General features: G+C 48.4%; 19 protein-coding genes. 7 read left to right on the forward strand and 12 right to left on the reverse strand.

Annotated features, from left to right (window positions below; all coding sequences use genetic code 11):
* Window positions 1-383: 383 nt before the first annotated feature.
* Together JUF10_RS01095 and JUF10_RS01100 are read right to left on the reverse strand one after the other, a co-directional pair.
* Window positions 384-1,703 (reverse strand): S-layer protein, encoded by a 1,320-nt coding sequence (locus JUF10_RS01095; RefSeq protein WP_203640408.1) that lies wholly within the window; start codon window positions 1,701-1,703, stop codon window positions 384-386.
* Window positions 1,704-2,220: 517 nt separating this feature from the next.
* On the reverse strand, window positions 2,221-3,432 hold the full coding sequence (locus tag JUF10_RS01100) for an aminotransferase-like domain-containing protein (RefSeq protein ID WP_203640409.1): 1,212 nt from the start codon (window positions 3,430-3,432) through the stop codon (window positions 2,221-2,223).
* Window positions 3,433-3,660: 228 nt separating this feature from the next.
* Here JUF10_RS01100 and JUF10_RS01105 point away from each other — a divergent pair, with 228 nt between their 5' ends.
* Window positions 3,661-4,569: a LysR family transcriptional regulator gene (locus JUF10_RS01105; protein WP_203640410.1), complete on the forward strand. Its 909-nt coding sequence runs from the start codon at window positions 3,661-3,663 to the stop codon at window positions 4,567-4,569.
* Window positions 4,570-4,824: 255 nt separating this feature from the next.
* On the opposite strand, the gene JUF10_RS01110 is transcribed toward JUF10_RS01105, so the two are convergent.
* A complete protein-coding gene (locus JUF10_RS01110; RefSeq protein WP_203640411.1) occupies window positions 4,825-5,337 on the reverse strand; it encodes a hypothetical protein in 513 nt (170 codons plus the stop codon).
* 206 nt (window positions 5,338-5,543) lie between these two features.
* On the opposite strand from JUF10_RS01110, the gene JUF10_RS01115 reads away from it, so the two are divergent.
* The 3 genes from JUF10_RS01115 to JUF10_RS01125 all read left to right on the forward strand — a co-directional run bounded on the left by JUF10_RS01115 (window position 5,544) and on the right by JUF10_RS01125 (window position 8,125).
* Complete coding sequence (locus JUF10_RS01115; protein ID WP_203640412.1) at window positions 5,544-6,131, forward strand: SdpI family protein; 588 nt, start codon at window positions 5,544-5,546, stop codon at window positions 6,129-6,131.
* A gap of 309 nt (window positions 6,132-6,440) precedes the next feature.
* Window positions 6,441-7,289 carry a hypothetical protein gene (locus JUF10_RS01120; protein WP_203640413.1) on the forward strand — a complete coding sequence of 283 codons (849 nt, stop codon included), beginning with the start codon at window positions 6,441-6,443 and terminating at the stop codon, window positions 7,287-7,289.
* Window positions 7,286-8,125 (forward strand): DUF3307 domain-containing protein, encoded by an 840-nt coding sequence (locus JUF10_RS01125; RefSeq protein ID WP_203640414.1) that lies wholly within the window; start codon window positions 7,286-7,288, stop codon window positions 8,123-8,125. The genes JUF10_RS01120 and JUF10_RS01125 overlap by 4 nt, the downstream gene beginning before the upstream one ends.
* Window positions 8,126-8,217: 92 nt before the next feature.
* Here the strand turns inward: JUF10_RS01125 and JUF10_RS01130 are convergent, their stop codons facing one another.
* From JUF10_RS01130 to JUF10_RS01150, 5 genes are all read right to left on the reverse strand, one after another.
* The gene (locus tag JUF10_RS01130) at window positions 8,218-8,457 is read right to left on the reverse strand and encodes a DUF2922 domain-containing protein (protein ID WP_203640415.1); all 240 of its coding nucleotides are present in this window, start codon (window positions 8,455-8,457) and stop codon (window positions 8,218-8,220) included.
* Window positions 8,458-8,488: 31 nt separating this feature from the next.
* The gene (locus JUF10_RS01135; protein WP_203640416.1) at window positions 8,489-8,686 is read right to left on the reverse strand and encodes a hypothetical protein; all 198 of its coding nucleotides are present in this window, start codon (window positions 8,684-8,686) and stop codon (window positions 8,489-8,491) included.
* 104 nt (window positions 8,687-8,790) lie between these two features.
* Window positions 8,791-9,348, reverse strand: coding sequence for a helix-turn-helix domain-containing protein (locus JUF10_RS01140; protein ID WP_203640417.1), 558 nt, complete (start codon window positions 9,346-9,348; stop codon window positions 8,791-8,793).
* Window positions 9,349-9,967: 619 nt separating this feature from the next.
* On the reverse strand, window positions 9,968-10,174 hold the full coding sequence (locus JUF10_RS01145; RefSeq protein WP_203640418.1) for a type II toxin-antitoxin system RelB/DinJ family antitoxin: 207 nt from the start codon (window positions 10,172-10,174) through the stop codon (window positions 9,968-9,970).
* 468 nt (window positions 10,175-10,642) lie between these two features.
* Window positions 10,643-11,902: a D-alanyl-D-alanine carboxypeptidase family protein gene (locus JUF10_RS01150; protein WP_203640419.1), complete on the reverse strand. Its 1,260-nt coding sequence runs from the start codon at window positions 11,900-11,902 to the stop codon at window positions 10,643-10,645.
* A gap of 803 nt (window positions 11,903-12,705) precedes the next feature.
* On the opposite strand from JUF10_RS01150, the gene JUF10_RS01155 reads away from it, so the two are divergent.
* Together JUF10_RS01155 and JUF10_RS01160 are read left to right on the forward strand one after the other, a co-directional pair.
* Window positions 12,706-13,152, forward strand: coding sequence for a CopY/TcrY family copper transport repressor (locus tag JUF10_RS01155; RefSeq protein ID WP_203640420.1), 447 nt, complete (start codon window positions 12,706-12,708; stop codon window positions 13,150-13,152).
* Entirely contained in the window at window positions 13,149-15,323 is a 2,175-nt protein-coding gene (locus JUF10_RS01160; RefSeq protein ID WP_373301257.1) for a heavy metal translocating P-type ATPase, read from the forward strand. Before JUF10_RS01155 ends, JUF10_RS01160 begins: the two co-directional genes overlap by 4 nt.
* Window positions 15,324-15,423: 100 nt before the next feature.
* Here JUF10_RS01160 and JUF10_RS01165 read toward each other — a convergent pair whose 3' ends face one another.
* The 4 genes from JUF10_RS01165 to JUF10_RS01180 form a co-directional block, all read right to left on the reverse strand.
* A complete protein-coding gene (locus JUF10_RS01165; protein ID WP_236008135.1) occupies window positions 15,424-15,765 on the reverse strand; it encodes an MmcQ/YjbR family DNA-binding protein in 342 nt (113 codons plus the stop codon).
* Between the two features lie 76 nt (window positions 15,766-15,841).
* Window positions 15,842-16,303 carry a hypothetical protein gene (locus JUF10_RS01170; RefSeq protein ID WP_203640422.1) on the reverse strand — a complete coding sequence of 154 codons (462 nt, stop codon included), beginning with the start codon at window positions 16,301-16,303 and terminating at the stop codon, window positions 15,842-15,844.
* Between the two features lie 89 nt (window positions 16,304-16,392).
* Window positions 16,393-17,322, reverse strand: coding sequence for a DMT family transporter (locus JUF10_RS01175; RefSeq protein ID WP_203640643.1), 930 nt, complete (start codon window positions 17,320-17,322; stop codon window positions 16,393-16,395).
* 511 nt (window positions 17,323-17,833) lie between these two features.
* Window positions 17,834-18,481 carry a FusB/FusC family EF-G-binding protein gene (locus tag JUF10_RS01180; RefSeq protein WP_203640423.1) on the reverse strand — a complete coding sequence of 216 codons (648 nt, stop codon included), beginning with the start codon at window positions 18,479-18,481 and terminating at the stop codon, window positions 17,834-17,836.
* Between the two features lie 871 nt (window positions 18,482-19,352).
* Here JUF10_RS01180 and JUF10_RS01185 point away from each other — a divergent pair.
* The gene (locus JUF10_RS01185) at window positions 19,353-19,922 is read left to right on the forward strand and encodes a sugar O-acetyltransferase (RefSeq protein ID WP_203640424.1); all 570 of its coding nucleotides are present in this window, start codon (window positions 19,353-19,355) and stop codon (window positions 19,920-19,922) included.
* Window positions 19,923-20,020 lie beyond the last annotated feature (98 nt).

Genomic DNA, 20,020 nt, shown 5'->3' on the forward strand with positions numbered 1-20,020 from the left:
ATTTCTCCTCTGAAATTAGTTATTTTAATAACGTCACTCAGTATACCAAATTTTATTTTAGAATACCGCTATTTAGATAAACTTAAACAAGCTTAAATCACGGTACTCAAAATCAACGTATAATGTTAAACAAATTCCTGATCACAGCCAATTTGTAATTGCACCATCAAATATAGACCGACTAGATTGCTCAAAATAAGCGTCAATTCTTAAAAAAACATTTTCCAACTTCAGTTTTACAAAAGAAGAGAACCAATTTAAAAATGAATTGGTCCTCTGAAGTCATCCTAACGAGTTGAAGTTGGTTGTAACTCAATTTAATCTCAATTTAATGTTCAAAAAAAGGACCCCTCAAAAGGGGTCCTTTTTAAACTAATCAAAGATTAGCCAAGGTAATCAGTGTTACCAGTGTCAGTAGCGGTCGTAGGAGCAGCGCCCTTAACACTTTCAACAGTGTAGTAAGCAGTTACAGGGGAACCAAATACAACAGTTGCGTTACCTGACTTAGTGTCAGCAGCACTGAACGTGTAAACGTTGTGTGTTTGGTTACCATCTTTGTCAGTCAAAGTCTTACCAACCAACTTGTTCAACTTACCGGATGCAAATACATCAGCAGTAGAAATGTCGATGTTGTCAGTCGTCTTCCCAGTGAATGCGCTTTGTTCAGCAACAGTCAAGGATGGGAAAGCGTTAGCAGCAAGATCAGCAGCAGTCAAGGCAGCAGGTGCAGTAGTTGAGTTACCAACAACCTTAAAGCTTACCTTAGAAGTAGCAGCCTTAGTCACTTGAACTTGAACCGTGCTACCGTAAGTAGCAGAAGTTGCAGCATACGTGTTAGTCAAGGTGTAACCAGTAGGTGCCCCACCATTAACAAACTTGTTGAATGCAGTTAAGTCATCAGCAGACAAGCTACCCTTTTCCTTAGTATCGGAAGTAGTAGTTACCCATGATTGAGCAGTGCCAACAGTGTTGTAGTTAGCATCAACGTACTTAACAGTGATACTGTTGTTAACAGTAGCTGCAGCTGCTGGAGCAGTAGTAGTCAAGCCCTTGGCGTAAATCCAACCACTAACCGAAGGATCTTGGGTTGAAGTTACGTAGTAGTATAATGAACCTTCACGAGTCTTAGTTGCAGCCTTAGAAATGCTCCAAGTACCGTTGCTAGTCGTGTTTTGAAGGTTAACCTTGCTTGCCTTGTACTGCGTGTTCTTAGGTGCAGTCCAGATAGTATTCTTTGAAGCGTTAGCAATGTAGTAATTGTTAACTTGAGTAGGCAAAGCAGCATCAGTAGTAGTAGCAGCAGACTTGATACCACCAGCAAAGGCAGTAGCCGAAGTACCACCGTAAACGTAACCACGGTACTTACCATCCATCGTAACTACACGGTAGTATACTGAACCACGGTTAGTGGTCTTAACACCGTAAGCACGGAAGTAGTTAGCTGACTTCTTTGATGAAGCCAACGTAGCCATAGTTGCTTTAGAAGCAACTACCTTAGCACCCTTAACAGTACCTGGCTTAGTGTATAAAGCGTTAGTACCAGTTGCTTCAACGTTACGAGTAGTAGCGTCAGTGGTCAAAGTAGTGTAGGCACCGGCAGTAGCATATGACTTAGCTGAGGCAGTAGTTGAGACTGCAGCAACTGAGGCAAAGCTTAAAGCAGCCAGACCCAAGTAAAGAGATTTCTTTAAACTTGATTGCATAATTTTTCTTCCTCCAAACATAATATATGTAATTTATCAAGCAACAATAGTATAACCGAAATTAGCGCCTTTGTTAAGAAATTTATTCCCTAACTTGCTAACTCGTTTCCACCATTCCTTAACTACAAAGTTGATTATAGCTGGATAGTCCCTAAGAAACAAGGAATATGCCTGTTTTGTCGTTGGAATGAAATAATTTTCCGTGTTCTGTAATATTCCTGTCATGTGACGTCAATACTACTGCCAGTTTTCCAACTAAAGATTCTGCATGCAATGCTTTTCAAAGGGCTTTTAATTTTATAAAGCTTAATGCACCGTTAAGGTAAGGCAACTTACTTGCAAAACATCCCCTGACGGTCCATACTGCAGATATTAAATGAAAGGGGGTGATGCTTTTTGGCAACAGGAAATTGTTACCTTAAAGTGATCGCTTCCGCGGAGAACGGAAACGATTAACTTCTTTAAGGTAAAGGCCCGGCGAACTATTAGTCGCCGGGCCTTTTTGTGTGCTCTTTTTCTAAAATACCGGTCGGGTCTCCCGCACCGCGGCTTTCACCTGGTCACCTAACCGCTTCATCCCCACCGCGATTTCATCCGGTGTCATGCCCGTGAAGCACAGACGCAGCCCATTGTGGCTGTCACGGTTCGGATAGAAGTTGGTTCCCGGCACGTAGCTGATGTGCGCCTGCGGAATGATTTGATCCGTCAGGAGTTTGCCCGCATCGATGCCTGCTGGTAACGTGACCCAGTCGAAGAAACCGCCCTGTGGCGTCGTGAAGTCGACCTCATCCGGGAAGTCCGCCTGCAACGCCGCAACCATCGCTGCACACTGCTCGCGGTAGTGGTTTTTGAGCACATTGACGTGCGCATCCAAATCGTTTTCTTCCATAAATACATTAATAGCTGCATGGGTCACGCCGGTCGCTTCCAAGTCACTACCGAAACGCACCTTCATGATGGCCGCCAATAAGTCGCCATCGGCCACCAGCCAGCCCGTCCGCAACGCCGGCATTAAGATTTTTGACATGCTCGACACGAAGACGACTCTGTCCTGTGTATCGAAACTCTTGATCGCCGGTAGTGGCGACTGCGTGTAGCCCAAGTCGCGGTACGGCGAGTCCTCTAAGATCACGAAGTCATAGCGGTTCGCCAAGTCGACCAACTGCCGCCGTTTCGCCACACTCATCGTGATTCCGGTTGGATTGTGGTAGTCCGGCACCGTGTACAGCAGCTTGATGCCCGGGTGCTGCCGCAATGTTTCCTCCAACTGATCGAGGTCGAGGCCATCCGCCTGGAGCCCCACCGCGTGATACGTCGGTTGATACAGGTCAAACGCCGCCAACGCCCCCACATACGTTGGCACCTCCACGGCCACTTCATCGCCCGGGTCCAGTAAAGCCTTGGCCACCAGTTCGATGGCTTGTTGCCCGCCGACCGTCAGGACAACGTTGTCCGCGGTCGTCGTCACCTGGCCCCATTTGCCGATTCGCGCCGCCAGCTTCGCCCGTAGCTCCGGGTTCCCCTGTGCCGATTGGTATTGGAAGAGGTGGGCCCCCTGCTGATCAATGGCGTCGTGAAACGCCCGCTGCATCTCTTTGACGGGGAAGAGGCTTTCCCTAGGACTACCCGCCGCAAAGGAAATGGCATCCGGGTGCGTATCAGTTGGAAACAGGCCACTTAAGGCCGAGGTCACGTCGGGATTGGCGCGTTGTGCTAACAAATTTTTCATAAAAGAGTCCACCTTTCTGACGAATCCAGCCCCCAGCCAGACTCGCCGACACTATCCATCATTCACTATCAGCATCGCATTTGGCCGTTACCTTACCGACCGGCCAAACTACCGACTGAGGCTTCCTGCTAACCTGAGAGTATGATAGAATACCTTTGAAAGAAAAGCTATTTCAACCATCTCGAAATAGCGTGAATGTTATTCATCTTTACCAAGGAGGTGTCCCCGATGTTACCCTTTGCTTATCGCGTCTTCCAAGCTATCGTCCAAGAACAAACCTTTTACCGGGCCGCGCAAACGCTGAACGTGACGCCCTCAGCCATTAGCCATTCCGTCAATCAACTGGAAAAAGAACTCGGGTTTCCCCTCTTCATTCGGAATCGAACCGGCGTGGAGCTCACCCCGGACGGCAAGACCATCCTGCCGCTGATTCAGGGCGTCATCAACGCCGAAGACCGGCTCCAACAGGCCGCCGCCAATATTAACGGCATGAACGCCGGGTCCGTGCGCATGGGCGCCTTCTCGTCCGTCTGTATCGCCTGGTTGCCGCCGATTATCCGGCAGTTCAAACAAGACTTTCCACAAATTGACATTACCCTTGAACAGGCTGGCTTTGGCGAAATTGCCTCGGCCGTGAAGACGGGCCGGCTGGATCTCGGCTTGTCCGCACTGCCGGTCGCTGAAAAATTGACCGTGCTCCCCCTGATCAAGGATGAGATCTACTGCATCACACCGAGCGACTTCATCCCCGCCAACCGTACCACGGTCACGGCGGCGGACTTGGTCGACCAGAACTTCATCTTGCAACGCGGCGACTACGACAAGGATACGAAGGCCGCGCTGGATCACTACCAGATTCGCCCCAACGCCCTGCGCTTCTCCATTGACGATCAATCGATCCTCGCCATGGTCGAGGCCGGCATGGGCATGGGCATTCTGCCCGAACTCGCATTAGAACGGGTCAGCGGGAACGTTAACGTCTATCCATTTGACACGCGCTTCTACCGAACCATCTGTCTGGTCGTCAACTCTGAACAGGCCAAGGCACCTTCGACGGCGAAGATGATTACCGCCATTACGCGATATGTGGCGGAGACTTATCCGGATAAGGTGCTGGAGCATCCGCATGTGGGGTGAGAGTTAGCTAGTGGTAAACTGGCCGAAATGCGTCTGCCATAAGTTACACTAATAGCTTAACTATCCTTATTTCCAAATATATATTACTTCATGAAACTATAAGGGACCACCGCCATCAAGTTCTGATAGCGATGGTCCTGTTTTACATATTTTCCTAGCGAATGAAGCTAGTAGCAACTCTAACTAGTAAGATTATCTAATTTTCAGGCTCTCTGAAAACAAGTAGCTAACTTTAGCTGCGTACTAGGGTATCCACTATGGTTTTCCTATATCGTTCAATATCTTCTGAACTGACTGGTATTGATCGGTAGCAAGTACCGGTCTCTTACTTTTTGCCAATTGCTCAAATATCACTTCATCTTGAGAGAGCCGAAAGAGACTTTCTTGTTGATCCGACTGGAGCCTGAGGCCATTCTCAATATCAACTAGTTGCTGACAATCCATTCCTAAAACCAACGCATACTGTTCTTGATTCAATTTATAGTTCTGCCGAATCTGATGAACTTGTTCTGGGGTTAAAAGACCAAGCTTCTGACGATATGCTCGAAAATCCTGCTGCAAATTATAATCTGGATTATCAAGTGGTTCCAAATAATCATCATCACAACTTAAGTTACCGGTAACAGGCACCCAATAAATATGTGCGGCCTTCACATTCCGTCCAAGAACATTGACCATCTCCACAATTTTGATGATGCTAAATTCTTCCAATTTTCCCGTTAAGGAACATTGCCATTTAACAGTTTCCAGTTGCTGATACTGTCCCATAAACTACACCCCATCTTATCTTTCCGACCATCTTTAGTCACAGTCTAACTGTTACTGTTCCGCTCAACAACTGGAACATCTTACAAGTTTATTTATATTCCGTTCAGTCACCTAATTATCTAACGCCCTTCACGCCTCCCGACACCCGCTCCAGCCCTAAAATACCTTAACCCCTCATCCATGGGCGATAGATTGGACTGATCACAATGCTACTTCCCCACTACACGCCTGCGAAAACGCGACTGTTTTTGTTCGGCAATGCACTGCTTTTGCTTCTGAATTGGCTGGCACAACTCACCCATTTCCAAGCGGGTTATCTTCGACCCGTTCGCTCTAGTGCTGACTTGTTGGCCTTTACCGCCATTTTTCTGTTGCTACTGGCCGCCAATTTTATCAATAAACCGACCACCTTTGCCAAAATGCTGCTGGACTTCAACCTGGTTTTTGCCATCTACGCGGTAATCCTGCTACTCTTCCCCAAAGTACTTCAAGCGACAACGCTGAACCGCAACCTCGGCGGCATTGCCCTCGCCGCTTCCCTCCTTGCGCTTAGCCTCCCCTACGTTTCGCGCAATCATCTCATCGGCATTCGCGTCCCTTGGACCTACAATTCGCCCATCGTTTGGCAAAAAACGAACCTACTTGGTGCCCAACTTATGCTCGCTACCGGCATTATCAGCGGCTTTTTCGCTCAGCTGAGTGCCGATTGGCTGGCGTGCGCCCTGATCACCGGCTCTATCTTCATGGCTGTGGTGACGATCATTTATTCTTATCGGCTATCGAAATCTGTATAAAATGCCATGTCCCTATCAGGTTTCCACATTACAAAAAGACGGTCACCTTAATAAGGATGACCGTTTTTTGTAATGACTAAAATACGTCCCTACTAGCATCGCACCTTAAATGGATTGTTTCTTCTCTGGACTCACTCAAAAAAATCCAATTACTAAACTTCCTAAAATTTCATGCTATTTTTAAACATATAATTATGCTATAATTTAGCCATATTAAGTCAATATGCTAAAAATAAACATACATTTTCGCTGATTTTTTGCATTTTACCACGATATTAAAATACGTCAATAGATTAAAGGTGATTTTCAATGTTGCGGAATCCAAACAGAAAACCTATTTATTTCACGATTATTATCGACCTTAAAGGAAGTCGAACAAATTTTGTAGATCAAGAAGCAACCAATAGTTTTATCTCCTACTTCGTCCGCAAATTAAATGCCGAGTTTATTATGGACATAGGAGAATCCACCTTCCAGCAAAAGGATGGGGATTCAATTATGATTGTGCTCCAAGAGGGAATGGAGGCCTTAGTCTACCGCATTTATCAATTTTGCAATTCATTATATTACCGCTCTGAATTTCAAGAAGTTGCCGTCACAAAAATGATTCCAGGAAAACACATAGCATTCTACTTTTCTATCGGGATTGGTACTGTTGATACCAACATTAACCAATTAAACAATGTCGACGTTGTCAACGGATCTTCAATCTCGCGGGCTACTGAAGGAATCATGCTGGTCAAAAGAATCGTCGCCAATCAAGTCCCAACGCCACAGTTTTCTTTTAAAAAATCGCCATTTAAGCTTCTTATCAACACAACATCTGAACTCAACACACAGCCTAGTGCCGACGCCATCACCGGTTTATTCTATCTGTTGTACGAGAAAATTCTGAACACCAAAAGTAAAAGATTTGGCTATGCGCTACTTTACCCCGAACGACAGATTTCAAATATTGATTTGGCACATGAATTAGCCGAAAAATATAAGATGTCATCCTTCAATGTTGATTACAGCGACCCTATTCAAAGGTCGCAGGTCTCCTCAAAAGTTTCTGTCATGCTAGCCCCCGTAAAAAAAGAACCCGTTCTCCTCATTCAAAATGCCATCGTAAATGGACTCCTCAATATCAAGGAAGAGCTGGTACAGCAACTATGACTATCATCATGATGACCTACCTGACCCACCTGTTAGTGGATTTCATCTTTCAGCGCGACACTACCGTTGAAATCAAATCCGGAAAAATGTCTTGGCAGAAAACAAAATGTTTGCTTGGTCACGCCGTCATCTCGAACTTAGTAATCGGTTTAGCTCTATACTTCATCACTTGGATAAGCCAGCAATTTATCTATGGCGGCAATCATGACGCTTTCAATCTTCTTGATTACTTCTTGATTCTCCTCTGGATATCTGGATTCCATTTTGTACTGGATGCAATGAAGCATCCGATTCAACTTTGGCTTAAAAAGCATTGGTTCACGAAACAGTCCGATGTCGTCACGTACGCTTTAGATCAAATTCTACATCTGTTTTCCATCTTTCTAGCGATTACCATCATCCTGGGGTCCAGTAGGTTAGCCGCCGCCTACACCCAACTTCAAACGTCATTAAAGGGTGGCAACGTCATCGTTATACTTCAAGGGATTCTAATTTTACTGATTCTTGAAACTAAATTCTCGGAATATTTCATCAAGAAATTTCTAACTGGTACCGGTGTTATTCCCACGGCTGAAACTACGAGCAGTAATGACGATAGCCCAAAATACCATTTAGGCGGCTACATTGGCAATCTAGAACGAATCATGATTACCATCTTTTTCCTTTCAAACAGTATTCCCAGCATCTCAATCGTGGTTGCTATCAAGGCAGTGACTCGATTTAAAACTCTAGAAAACAACTCAGACTTCGCGGAGTACTACCTGTTAGGAAGTATCCTAAGCCTATTACTAGGTTGTCTATTCCCACTAATCGTTCACCAATTGTTTTACGCATAATCCTCTATGTAAACCCAAAACAACCGCCACCCCATTACGGATGGCGGCTGTTTTAGGTTGCGTTACTTGTTGGTGACTAATGGATCAGGACGTTAGACGGCTGGTACCGCAGGCTTAGCCGTGACCAAGGCCGTCTTGGTCGTTTCCACGATGCTGGCGGTGTGCGGTTCGGCGTAGAGTTCCATGCCGTCCTTGGCGAACAGCTTGGCAGCGGCCATCTGCTTCATGAGGCCCTCGACCTCAGTCGGCGTCAATTCCGTGTTGACGTACTTCAGGCGGAGGTGCTTGATGCGCTTGTCGGAACCTTTAAAACTCAATTCTAATGCTTTCATTGAATGACTTCCTTTCTATTAATAAGCGACGTTAGGCAACAGCATTTTGGGTGGCGATGACGGCGTTGTTAAATGGTAAACCCGTCAAACCGGAAAGGTAGCCGCCGAAATCCTCGACTTGTTTGGCTGCCGGATCGGCAATCGCGTTCTGTAACACGATCTTCACCGGATGGTCAACGTCAGTCCCGAGGATAAAGGTAATGGTCGTTTTCTTCCAATTTGTTTGCATGGTGGTGCTCCCTTCGTGGTGCGATTTTGGTAAGTGTTGGCCAACCCCTACACTCTTACTAACGAAATCCGGGCCGATTTTGTAACGCGTTTTGCGAAATTAATTTAAAAAATGTCGTGCTCTGCCGTTAAATGGTGAATCAGTCGTTGAGTCAGTAAGCGGCGCCAGCGGTAAACCGTGTTGCGGCTCACCTGATGTTTCTCGGCGATTTCATCCACCGTCAACTGATCGACCAGCGTCCCCACCAGAAAGTGCCATTCGCCAGTCTTGCCGGACGCACCAATTAATTTCAGCAGGTACTTGCGGTAATCGGCGAGGCCAATTGCGGCCAACACGTCATCGTCGCCGGGCAGGCCACTCAGTAACGTGTCGCCATCCCCACTCTCCTGATGACTGTTATCGCGGAAGTCGTGGCGGCGTTGGTCCATCAACGTCCAGTACAATTTCTGCTGGGCATAGGCCAAGAACTGGTGCGGCTTCTCCTCGGGATCTTCCGGAAAGGCGTGATAAATGTCGGGAAATAGCACGCGGGCCTCTTGGAAATAGTCCTCGTAGTCCGGGTGGCCGGGTTTCAGATTGAGTTTCTTCAACACGGCATACAGCATGGTTTCGTGATCGCCGGTAAACAGGAACTGGTACGCGGCGGCGTTATCGATGGTCATTTTATGAATCATCCTCTCAATTTTGATGATCCATAGCGCTATGGTCAGGCACCAACCTATCAGCCGTTGAGAAAACGACCGAACCACTAAAAACGGGCACCCGCTGCGATAAATTCAATTACGTCCTTGTTTGCTTAACCCCTAAGAGATCAACCGGCGGGAAATTATCGGCATGTCGTGGGTCATTAATTTGTTCAGTTTTTGCACCTTTTTTCGGGTAAAGGGCTGTGATATTGGTGCAGACTTTCGTGTTACCCCCTAGCGTGATCAGGCCCGCGAACGATTGATGCTTGGCGAGTGATTCTTGATTCGGTTAGAGCCGAAAACGATTGCTAACCAATTACTGGCTGAGCGGTAACGTGGCAGGAACCGTGAAAGTTGTGGCCACTAGTCAACGACTGGTAGTTGGGTAACGTGCCCATGTCGTTATTTCCTATAAACATTGTCGCCATCGCGCGGGTGGCTATTTTGGGGATTAGTTGTCCAAGTGGCGGATAATTGCCGTAGTTAGGCCACAGCACAAAAAAGGCGGTAAAACTCATGTGGAGAACGAGTTTTACCGCCTTAATACTTTATTTGAGTAATTTTTCTAATCCTCTTCGTGAAGAGACGCTGAAGGCTATTTTTCACCTTTAATATCAGCAACTACTTCCTTTAGCGAGGCCATGACAGCTTCATTTGGTGATTCAAATTCTGATGGCAAGTCATTATTTGCAACATTTGTAATCATCATCCTCAAGAATTTAGACAACGTTAAATCATACTTAGCAAGTTCTCTACTCGCCTGCTCTTTAATTATTGGATTGATTCTTGTTGTATAACCCATGCCATCATTTTAGGCATTGTCGTCACCTCTTCTCGTATTGTATCGTACACCTTGTAGTTGAAGGGTCAAACAAAGCATCCTTTCCTTTAAATTCTGTAGGGCTTAACCACAAAATAAATAAAAAACGGGCAGACCGAAATGAAGACTTGCAATTTTTTGTGGATTTTCGTTAGTATGCATTTGCTTCAATTGAACCACAAAATTTGTACTTTAACAGTACTATCAGACAAGAGGTGGAAATCATGAAATTTTTCAATAAAAAAGACGATACAGTTTCAGTCATTCACTCCATGGTGGCTCAAGCTGTTATCATAGTTGTCGGTAACTTAGGTATTGCAATTTTAATGCTTTTAAAATAGTCGTTTGTTTTGACACATGCTGAGCCCATTATTGAAAAAAGCTAGCATTCAAAAAAACTACCATCAGCAATCGTTCTTGATTGTTGATGGTAGTTTTTCGAAGACTATTCTATTTAAAGGCAACATTCATCGGTTGCACCAACGCCGTCAACAAGTGATCCGCCTTCGTCTTGGTCGTGAAGACGACCCGGTCGGCGAACAACGTGGCATTCTGTTGTGAGCGGTACATGACCTGCTGTTTGGCACCCGTGGTCGTGTCCGTGACCGTGGCCTGGGCGACCGTTTCGCCCGCATCCACGGTACCGGACGACAATTGTGCCGGCGTCAATTTCGTCTGAACCTTAGTCGTCAAATTAGCCGATTGATTGAGGTACCACACGCCCGCCTGACTCACGATTGGCGCCGCCGTGACCGTTGTAATCCCATTGGACAAGGAGATTTGCTTGCTGGTCAGAGGTGTCGTCTCCAACTGATACTTCTTTTTCAGTTGCTTGATCAGTTTATTCATGGCCGAGAACGTCGTGTCGCCACCCAGAATCGTGGCGATCATGCGTTGGCCATTGACCGTGTACGTCGCGGTAAAGCACAACTTCGCATTTTCCGTGAACCCGGTCTTGAGGCCGTCAATCTGACTTTCCTTCTTATACTGTGGCTGTCCCGGCAGACAACTATTTTCATTAAAGATCTGCGTGCCGTTAATGGTCGCCTTCGTCTTGCTGGAAATCGCCGTGATATCCGGGTCGGCAGTGAGTAAATGCTGCGCCACGATGGTAATTGCCTTGGCCGAGACCAAGTTTTCTTCCTTTTCACCGGTGCCCGGCAAGACCAAGTTGTAATCCTTCAGGTCGGTGTTGTCCAACCCCGACGAGCTGATGAAGTGGGCCTCAATGCCCCAGTCTTCGCTCTGTTGATTCATGAGCTGGATAAATTGGCCATTACTGCCGGCCACGTATTCGCCTAGCGCGGTCGCCGCACTGTTTGACGAAGCAATCATCGCCGCTGCCACCAGTTGTCTAACTGTAAAGGTGTCGCTTTTCTTCATCCGCAATGAGGAGTAAGCGTAGCTGTGGCTGAGCTTGAGCAAGTCCTTGCTGATTGGCACCTGGTCATCCCAACCAATCTGACCATCATTGATAGCCTTGACCGTTAAATACACCGTTAATAACTTTGACAGCGAGGCAATCGGATACTTCTTGTCCGCATTTTGCTGGTAAAGGACCTGACCACTCGTCGCGTCCATGACAAAGGCCGCCCGCGCGGGAACCTTGGTCACGGTGACGGCTTTCGCGGTCACCCCGATACCTCCTAAGATGGTCATGACCAGGGCCAACAATGCCCCGCGCCACAACCAGCGTTTTATTCTAACCACAAGCGCGAACGCTCCTTTCACCTAACTTTTCTCTTATCTGTGAGCAGACTGGCACGCCTCTCCACAGGATTACATGTAAATTCATTTATCGACTTAGTGGTCATTGCACACTGCCAATTCACCACTGGAATTATAAAAATAGCCTATTTTCACTGGCTTGACAAGTCTTAATTACGTGACCGAACTTCCGTTACAGCCTTCTGCCAAACCACTAGTCGTCACCCTGCGCCGGCAAAAGTCCCAGCAAATCAACAACGACCGTTAACATAGTCTAACTTTGATTATACAAAGTGTACCAAGAGATAGCGTGAATATGGTGATTCTTGCCAAAATTTTAACTTCTAACTGATTAATTTGTGAAACCGCTATATGCCAGTTTTCGTTAATGGCAATGATGGCTTGGACAAGTCACTGACCGAACAATTTAATCTGGCGTTGCCGAGCAATTAATTATGCTAACCAGCAATTACAATTGGTAAAGTTGGAGCGATTTCTATGCAGTCGAGTCAACCGGAGGCTACCAGACAGAACACTGTGTCGGTGGCGTTAGTCGGCGTCTTTGGCCGGCTTGCGCCACGGGACGCACTTGGAGACTCGTCCTTTGAGGCTGCAAGTCGAGCCCTAAGACCGCTTTTCAGGCTTAGGGCGGTCCCCACAGTGTGGCGTCTGGTAGCCGCAGGTTGACGGCAAGGCAACGACTAAAATATAATCCCCCAATATATTCTGCTTGACAGGGGGCGTGGGAGGCGGTAGACTGAGGTCATCAATTAAGATTACATTTGTAAACGAAGGGAGCTGTTAAGATGGCCACCACAGAATTAGCCGTTACCATTTCCGACGCAGAATGGCGCGTCATGCGCATCGTTTGGACGTTGGGCCAAGCGGATAGTCGCACCATCATTGACTTACTTGAACAACAACACGACTGGAAGGCGCCAACCATTAAAACGTTGATTGGCCGCCTAGTGAAGAAGGGGGCGCTGGGGACCACCAAGAACGGCCGCCAATTCATCTACACCCCACTCATTAAGGAACAAGCCGCCATGGACGGGGCCCTCCTAAATGAACTCGACCAGATGTGTGCGATGCACCGCGGAACGTCACTGGTCCACGTGATGGAACAGACCGAGTTGAGTAAGGCTGATGTTCAAAATTTAATCGATTGTTTAGCAAAGAAGTTACCGACGGCCCCCGAGATGGTCGACTGTGACTGCCTGCCAGACGGTTGCGAGGGGAGTTGTGAATCATGAAAGAACGCGAAAACGTTGGCATGTCGCACATGAACATGCAGGCGGATATGAAAGGCATGAAGATGGCGGATGACGCCAAGCAAACACCGCACGACGCCGATATGGACATGAGCAACATGGACATGGACCACGGCGATATGGGCGACATGGACATGAGCAATATGGATATGGCCCACATGGATATGGACATGGGCGACGGGCACATGATGCACATGGGAAATCTGAAACGAAAATTCTGGGTCTCCCTCATCTTGACCATCCCCGTTGTCCTAATGTCCCCCATGATGGGGATGACGTTACCCTTTCAACTGATTTTCCCGGGAAGTGACTGGGTCGTTGCGATTCTCGGCTCAATTCTCTTCTTCTACGGCGGCGGCCCCTTCTTCAGTGGTGCCAAGGCTGAACTGCAACTGAAACAGCCCGCCATGATGACCCTGATCAGTATGGGGGTCGGCGTGGCCTACGTTTACAGTATCTACGCCGTTATCGCCAATGACCTGCTGCACGTGACGCCGACCGTCAACAATTTCTTCTGGGAGCTGTCGACTCTGATCGTCATCATGTTGCTGGGGCACTGGATCGAAATGAACACCGTCATGAACGCCGGGTCCGCGGTCGACGCGCTGGGCAAATTATTACCACAGACCGCGCACGTTATCGATGACCAAGGTAACAGCAAAGATGTTCAATTGAGCGACCTCCAAGTCGGCCAAACGCTGGCTGTACGTGCTGGAGAACAAATTCCAGCCGACGCGGTCATTCTCACTGGGACCTCCGACATCAACGAATCCCTGGTCACTGGCGAATCCAAGGCCATTAAGAAAATGGCTGGCGACAAAGTCATCGGCGGCTCGGTCAACGGGACCGGGACGTTCACCGCTAAAGTCACGGGGACCGGGGATTCCGGCTATCTCGCGCAAGTCATGGACCTGATTCAAAACGCCAAGAATGCGAAGTCCAAGTCGGAAAACTTGGCGAACCGGGTGGCCGGCTGGTTATTCTACGCCGCCCTCTTCGCTGGGATTCTCGCCTTCATCGTTTGGCTGACCGTGGCGAACTTAGCCGTGGCCTTACCCGTGGCCGTGGCGGTCTTCGTTATCGCCTGCCCCCACGCTTTAGGCTTGGCCGTTCCCCTGGTCGTTTCTCGTAGCACGGCGCTCGCCGCTCAAAACGGCTTGTTGATCCGTAACCGCGACGCCATGGAACAAGTTAACCACTTAAAGTTTGCTTTGATGGATAAGACCGGGACGTTAACGATGGGTAAGTTCAAGGTCAACCATCTGGTTAGTTTAGACGACCAGTTCAGTGAAGCTGACGTTCTGCGCCTGATGGCTGGTCTCGAGAGTGGCTCCAGTCATCCCCTGGCAACCGGGATCTTAGCCGCTGCCAAGGAACAACAACTGACGGTGACTGCCGCCGCTGACACGCACCAGGAAACTGGTTTAGGTCAATTTGGGACCCTTGATAACACCACATACGGCGTCGTTTCCGTAGCCTACTTGGACCAACACAAGCTGGACTACGACCACGACCAATTCACCACTTTTGCCGCCGAAGGAAACTCCATCAGTTTCTTGGTCGCTGGTGAAAAGGTGCTGGGTCTCGTGGCTGAAGGCGACCAGATCAAGCCTAACGCGAAGAAATTGATCACGTCACTCAAGGCACAAGGCATCACCCCCGTCATGTTGACCGGTGATAACCAGGAAACGGCCAACAAGGTCGCGGCCAGCATCGGTATCGACGATGTTCAGGCCCGCCTGTTACCGGAAGACAAAGAACGACTGGTTCAGAAATACCAGCAAACTGGCAAGGTCCTCTTCATCGGTGATGGTGTCAACGACGCACCTAGTCTGGCCCGCGCCGACGTTGGGATGGCCATTGGGTCTGGGACCGACGTGGCGATTGAATCCGCCGACATCATCCTGGTCGCTAGTGACCCCGCCGATGTCATTCAGTTCCTCGACTTGGCCCGGGCAACGAACCGCAAGATGACCGAAAATCTCTGGTGGGGCGCTGGGTACAACTTAATCGCTATCCCACTGGCCGCCGGCGTCTTAGCCCCAATTGGCTTCATGCTTAACCCTATGGCCGGGGCCATCGTGATGTCCTTGAGTACGATTATCGTGGCCATCAATGCGATGACGTTGAAGATCAAACCGGTTGAAGACTAAACCACAGAATAGAATTGTATTAAAAAAGCTTCGATAGAGTGGAATCTCTACCGGAGTTTTTTAGTGCCTAGATTGAATCACTTATTTAGACTCATCGTAATTAATTAGTTAACTGATAGCTGGCATCGACTAATTTCGTCAATACCTCTTTTGCGGGCAGTTCGTTAACAGCAACCGTAATCCAGTTTTGCTTCGTAAAATGTTGCCCTGGCAAGATGTAGGCGGACGTTTCAACTAGCTCGTCAATCCGCGCGGGGTCACACTTTAGGTCAAGGTATAAGCCATCGTCCTTCTCATAGGCCAGACCAAATATTTTTTTGCTTTTCTGGTGCCGGAGCGCGTCAAAAATAATCTGATTATGATGCGCGGGGTTATTGAACGGTCGATCAACGGTGACCTCTTTGCCCGTACTGCTGAATTCGATTAGCTCTGCCTTCGTCATTCCCACGATAATAGTCCTCCTAATCTAAAACTTAAGCCACCAAAGTTAATTCTGGTGGCTAAGTCGTTTCTATACGCTATTTTAATAATGCCGCACTAGCCTCAGCGTGGTATTTCAGGTGGACCGCCTTAGCCGTCACCTGCTTAAAAGCCTTACCCGGCTTGCGTTTGCCATATTCCTGTAAGGTGACTTTCTTCCCGTGACGGGTGATTTTTGTGTAATTCCAGACCTTCTCCGGCGCAAAGTAATCCCGCAAGTAATACGTGCCTTGATTGACATGGTACGCCAAATGCTTGCCACCGTACGCTTGATCCCCGAAATCAGTCATGACCATCACTGAAGTCTTGCTCAAAAACAAAGAATTAGCCGAAATATCGGTGTCTTCCCCGCTGTGCTTGACCCGTAACTGGACCCAAGCTCCCCCGAGTTGTTTGGGTGACCCAGCCGTCCATTTTGTCTTGGCCTGAGCAGTGGTTCCCCAACCGAGACTGCCAACCATGCCAAGAACGACAACGGTACCTGTTACAAATTTATTCATATAATCTCCTCCGATAGTTATCAGTATACCACTCTCGGTGAGACGTAAAAGGCCCCGCCAGCGCTGTACACACTAGTGGGGCCTCGCTTTTAATCTACTTTGCGCCGCAAGATAAAGCGCAACATCTTATGGCCATTCAGCGATAATGCCATGACCGCCAAGATGATCAACAGGCCGCCGAACAGGTCGAAGCCGGTCAACTGAACGCTCAGAAAAATTACCGAGAACACCGTGGCCGACAGGGGTTCGAACGCATCCAGCAAGCTGGCCGTCGTTGGCAAAATGTACGCCAGACTGTGGGCAAACATCAAGAAGGGGAAGATGGTGCCCAAGATAATAATCAGCGCGATTAGTCCCCATTCCCCCAACGTTAGGGTCACCGTTGCGCGCCACAGCGGCCCAAACACGTTCAGACAGATGCCGGCAATGAACAGGCCCCAACCAGTGACGGAAATTGCGCCAAACCGCGGCAGGAGTGGCCGGGGAATCAGCGTGTTGGTTGCTACCCCGATGGCCGACAAGCCGCCCCAGAACAGGACGACTGGTGAAATGGCCAGACTATTTAAATGACCATGGGTCACAATCAACAGCGTCCCAATGAACGCCATCACCATCCCAATCGCCTCTGGGCGGGTCGGCGTGAGGTGTTTGAATAAGAAATAATAAATGCTAATGATAAACGGCCCCAAGAACTGGAGGATGGTCGCAATCGGGGCGTTACCGAATTTAACGGCCTCGAAGTAGAACAGCTGCACGGGAACCAGTCCCAGCAAGCCATAGCTGACTACGCGGATACCGGCCTTTTTATCGTGCCAAATTTGAAACGGATGAACGCCGACAACCTGTCCCATGACCAGCAGGAGGAAGCCCGCCGTGATCATCCGCACCTGCGTCAGCCATAATGCCGTGACGTGGGGATTTAACGTGAACAGTGTGCTCGCCGCAACCCCCGAGATCCCCCATAAAATACACGCCGCGCTGGCCAAAAGGACCCCGCGCAAATGATGCTGTTGTTGTATCACTACTGCCACTTCCCACTTCTCTTAAAATTATGTTTGCTGGATGATTCCGTCTTCGGTTGGCAGGGACTCCACCCTGTGAGGCAGACCTGGGGCCTAAGAAGCGGTCCCCAGGGCGACTTGAAGTCTCAAAGAACGAGTCTTCAAGCTCGGCCTCTCCTCTAAGGCTGAGAAAACCGCTCAATCTAAGAGGACCGACACAGGGTTACGTCTCTGCCAGCCTTCGACTACGACTGGTTTTTAAAGACTGACAACTTGCTTGAAGCTAATCACGTCTAATACTCACTTAATCTCGCTAGTAGCCCCGTTCTATCGGGACTACCTTAACTTTTCTATCTTTACCTAAGTCTATCTTCTAATCGAACACTAGGCGCAAGAGTCAAGTATACCAAACGTCTTCCCCTTACCGGACAACTCTGAGTGATTCATCATCGAATTATTAGTTTGAAGCGGTTTCATTCTTAGACAATACAAAAGACACGACCAAGTTTGGCCGTGCCCACTTATTATATTAACGTTTTGGCCGCACCACCGAGAGAAAATCGGTGAGTGCTTCTGGCTCAGTCAACTGCCGGTTACACTGCGCGCTGTCCCGGCAAATGTAATTGCCGTTACGCGTGTACGTGCCCAGGCCGGACGTCTTCGTCGTGGAAACGAAGAGCGAGACGTTGCCAATCGTATGGCAAATCGCACAGAGTCCCTTGATGGTCTCGGGGTTAAATTGCCCCTGAATCCCAATCAAACGACCATCGTACGGCGCAACCAGATACTTTTTCTGGTTACCGCCATCGTTCCAGCCCAGATAGGTCAGTTGATGCAAGTTCAAGCTGCCCCATTCCGGTTGCTTGAGCTTCTTCACTTTTCGAAATAGCTTACTCATTTGTTTCGTCGTCAGCTGTGGAAATGGAATGACTAGCGGTTCGATCATCCCAATCAATTTTGCGGCGGCTTCACGCGTCAGCTTGTCCGGCTGTAGTCCATGCACAAAGGCTTGAGCTAGCGGTTCCTCCGTTGGCAATAACGGTTCAATGCGTTCTAGCGTTGTGGCGCGAACCACTCCACGCATTTTGACATCGTTGACCGACAGATAGGCGCTGACCAGGTTGTTGACCTGCTGGGTAATATAACTATATTCGTAAGTGGTAATTGTTGGTTCCATAATTTTTGTGACGTCCTTTCAGATTTCAAACCTGACACTTCTCCGAAAGGTCCACTAGGAAAAGTGTCGCTAACAGACAGCACTCTTCCGTACTAATAACGATCCTAATTGTGGCATCGCATCATCATCTCCTCATCCTCAGCCAAGTTGGCTAAAGTAATTGGTAGTATACATTAAAATTTGGAGGCTGACAAGGATCGTATAAAATCGTCTCACTGCGGCTGTCAGGGATTTTGACCTCCTACTTGATAGTAACTGTTAAACCTACTAGACATCCCATGCTCCTAGCTTGGCTGTTAGTAACCCCCAACACCACCGTTACCATCCGTGTAAGCCGAGAGGCCGGTAGATATGGGCTCAGGCGCGTCGTTCTACTTAGTTAGTAGGCGATTTTCCTACTGAGTTAATAGAAAACCAATCTTGAAGACTCGTGTTTTTCGAGGCTCCAAGTTGCGTTCGCCCCGTTCCAGCCCATATCTACCGGCCGGTAAGGCGACCATTCAAAAACAAAAGAGAGTCTGGAATCTCTCCCAAACTCTCCCAGCGAACCAGCATTAGACTCATGTCAGTCACTCTTGATGGTAGTCGTCTGACATCATCCAAAATTCACTGCTAGCTGAGCACAAGTCGCGCCGACCGGCCTGCGTGGCTCAAGTTTATTCTAACAACTGACAGCGCAAATGGCTGTAGAAACCCACTGGTTCGCTCGGCCAGTAAATTAAAGGGTCTCACTACTTAACGCCCAAACAATTGGTAGCCCGGCCACAGAACTTGTTATTGAATAAATTTTACATATGATAATTAATCCGTATAAATAAAGCGCTTTCTATGCTAAAATACGGGTAAACAAACTCTGGAGGTAGATCGACACATGAAGACAGAAAAGGAAAAATTTTTAGCTGGTGAACCCTACAATATCATGGACCCCGAACTGGCTGCTGACGAAACCAAGGCGCGGCGGCTCTGTAAACTGATGAATGACCTAGACGATACGGCGACCGCGGAAAAGGACGGCCTCATTCGCCAGCTCTTTGGCTCCGTCGGCAAGAGTCCTTGGGTGCAACCCAACTTCCGCTGTGACTTTGGCTACAACATCCATGTCGGCGACTACTTCATGTGTAACTACGACAATGTCATCTTGGACATCGCCCCAGTAACCATTGGCGACCACTGCATGATGGCTCCCCACGTTCAGATCTACTCGGCCTACCATCCGCTTGACCCGGCTGGCCGTGACGCCTTCATCGGCCTCGGCAAACCAGTAACGATTGGCGACCACGTCTGGATCGGTGGCGGTTCCGTGATTCTTCCCGGCGTCACACTCGGCAACAACGTCGTGGTCGGCGCCAACTCCACCGTCACCAAGTCCTTCGATGACAACGTGGTCATCGCCGGCAGCCCCGCCCGCGTGATTCGCGAGAACGTTCCTGAAAACGACTAAATCTAAGCGCACTGCGAGTCGCTCTACTTTCTGGTAGACCGACTCGCTTTTTTTGACCGCATAACTCGCAAGCTTCCATTTAACCTACCACAAACTAA

The sequence above is a fragment of the Levilactobacillus andaensis genome, assembly GCF_016861695.1.
In the GTDB taxonomy this organism is placed as follows: domain Bacteria; phylum Bacillota; class Bacilli; order Lactobacillales; family Lactobacillaceae; genus Levilactobacillus; species Levilactobacillus andaensis.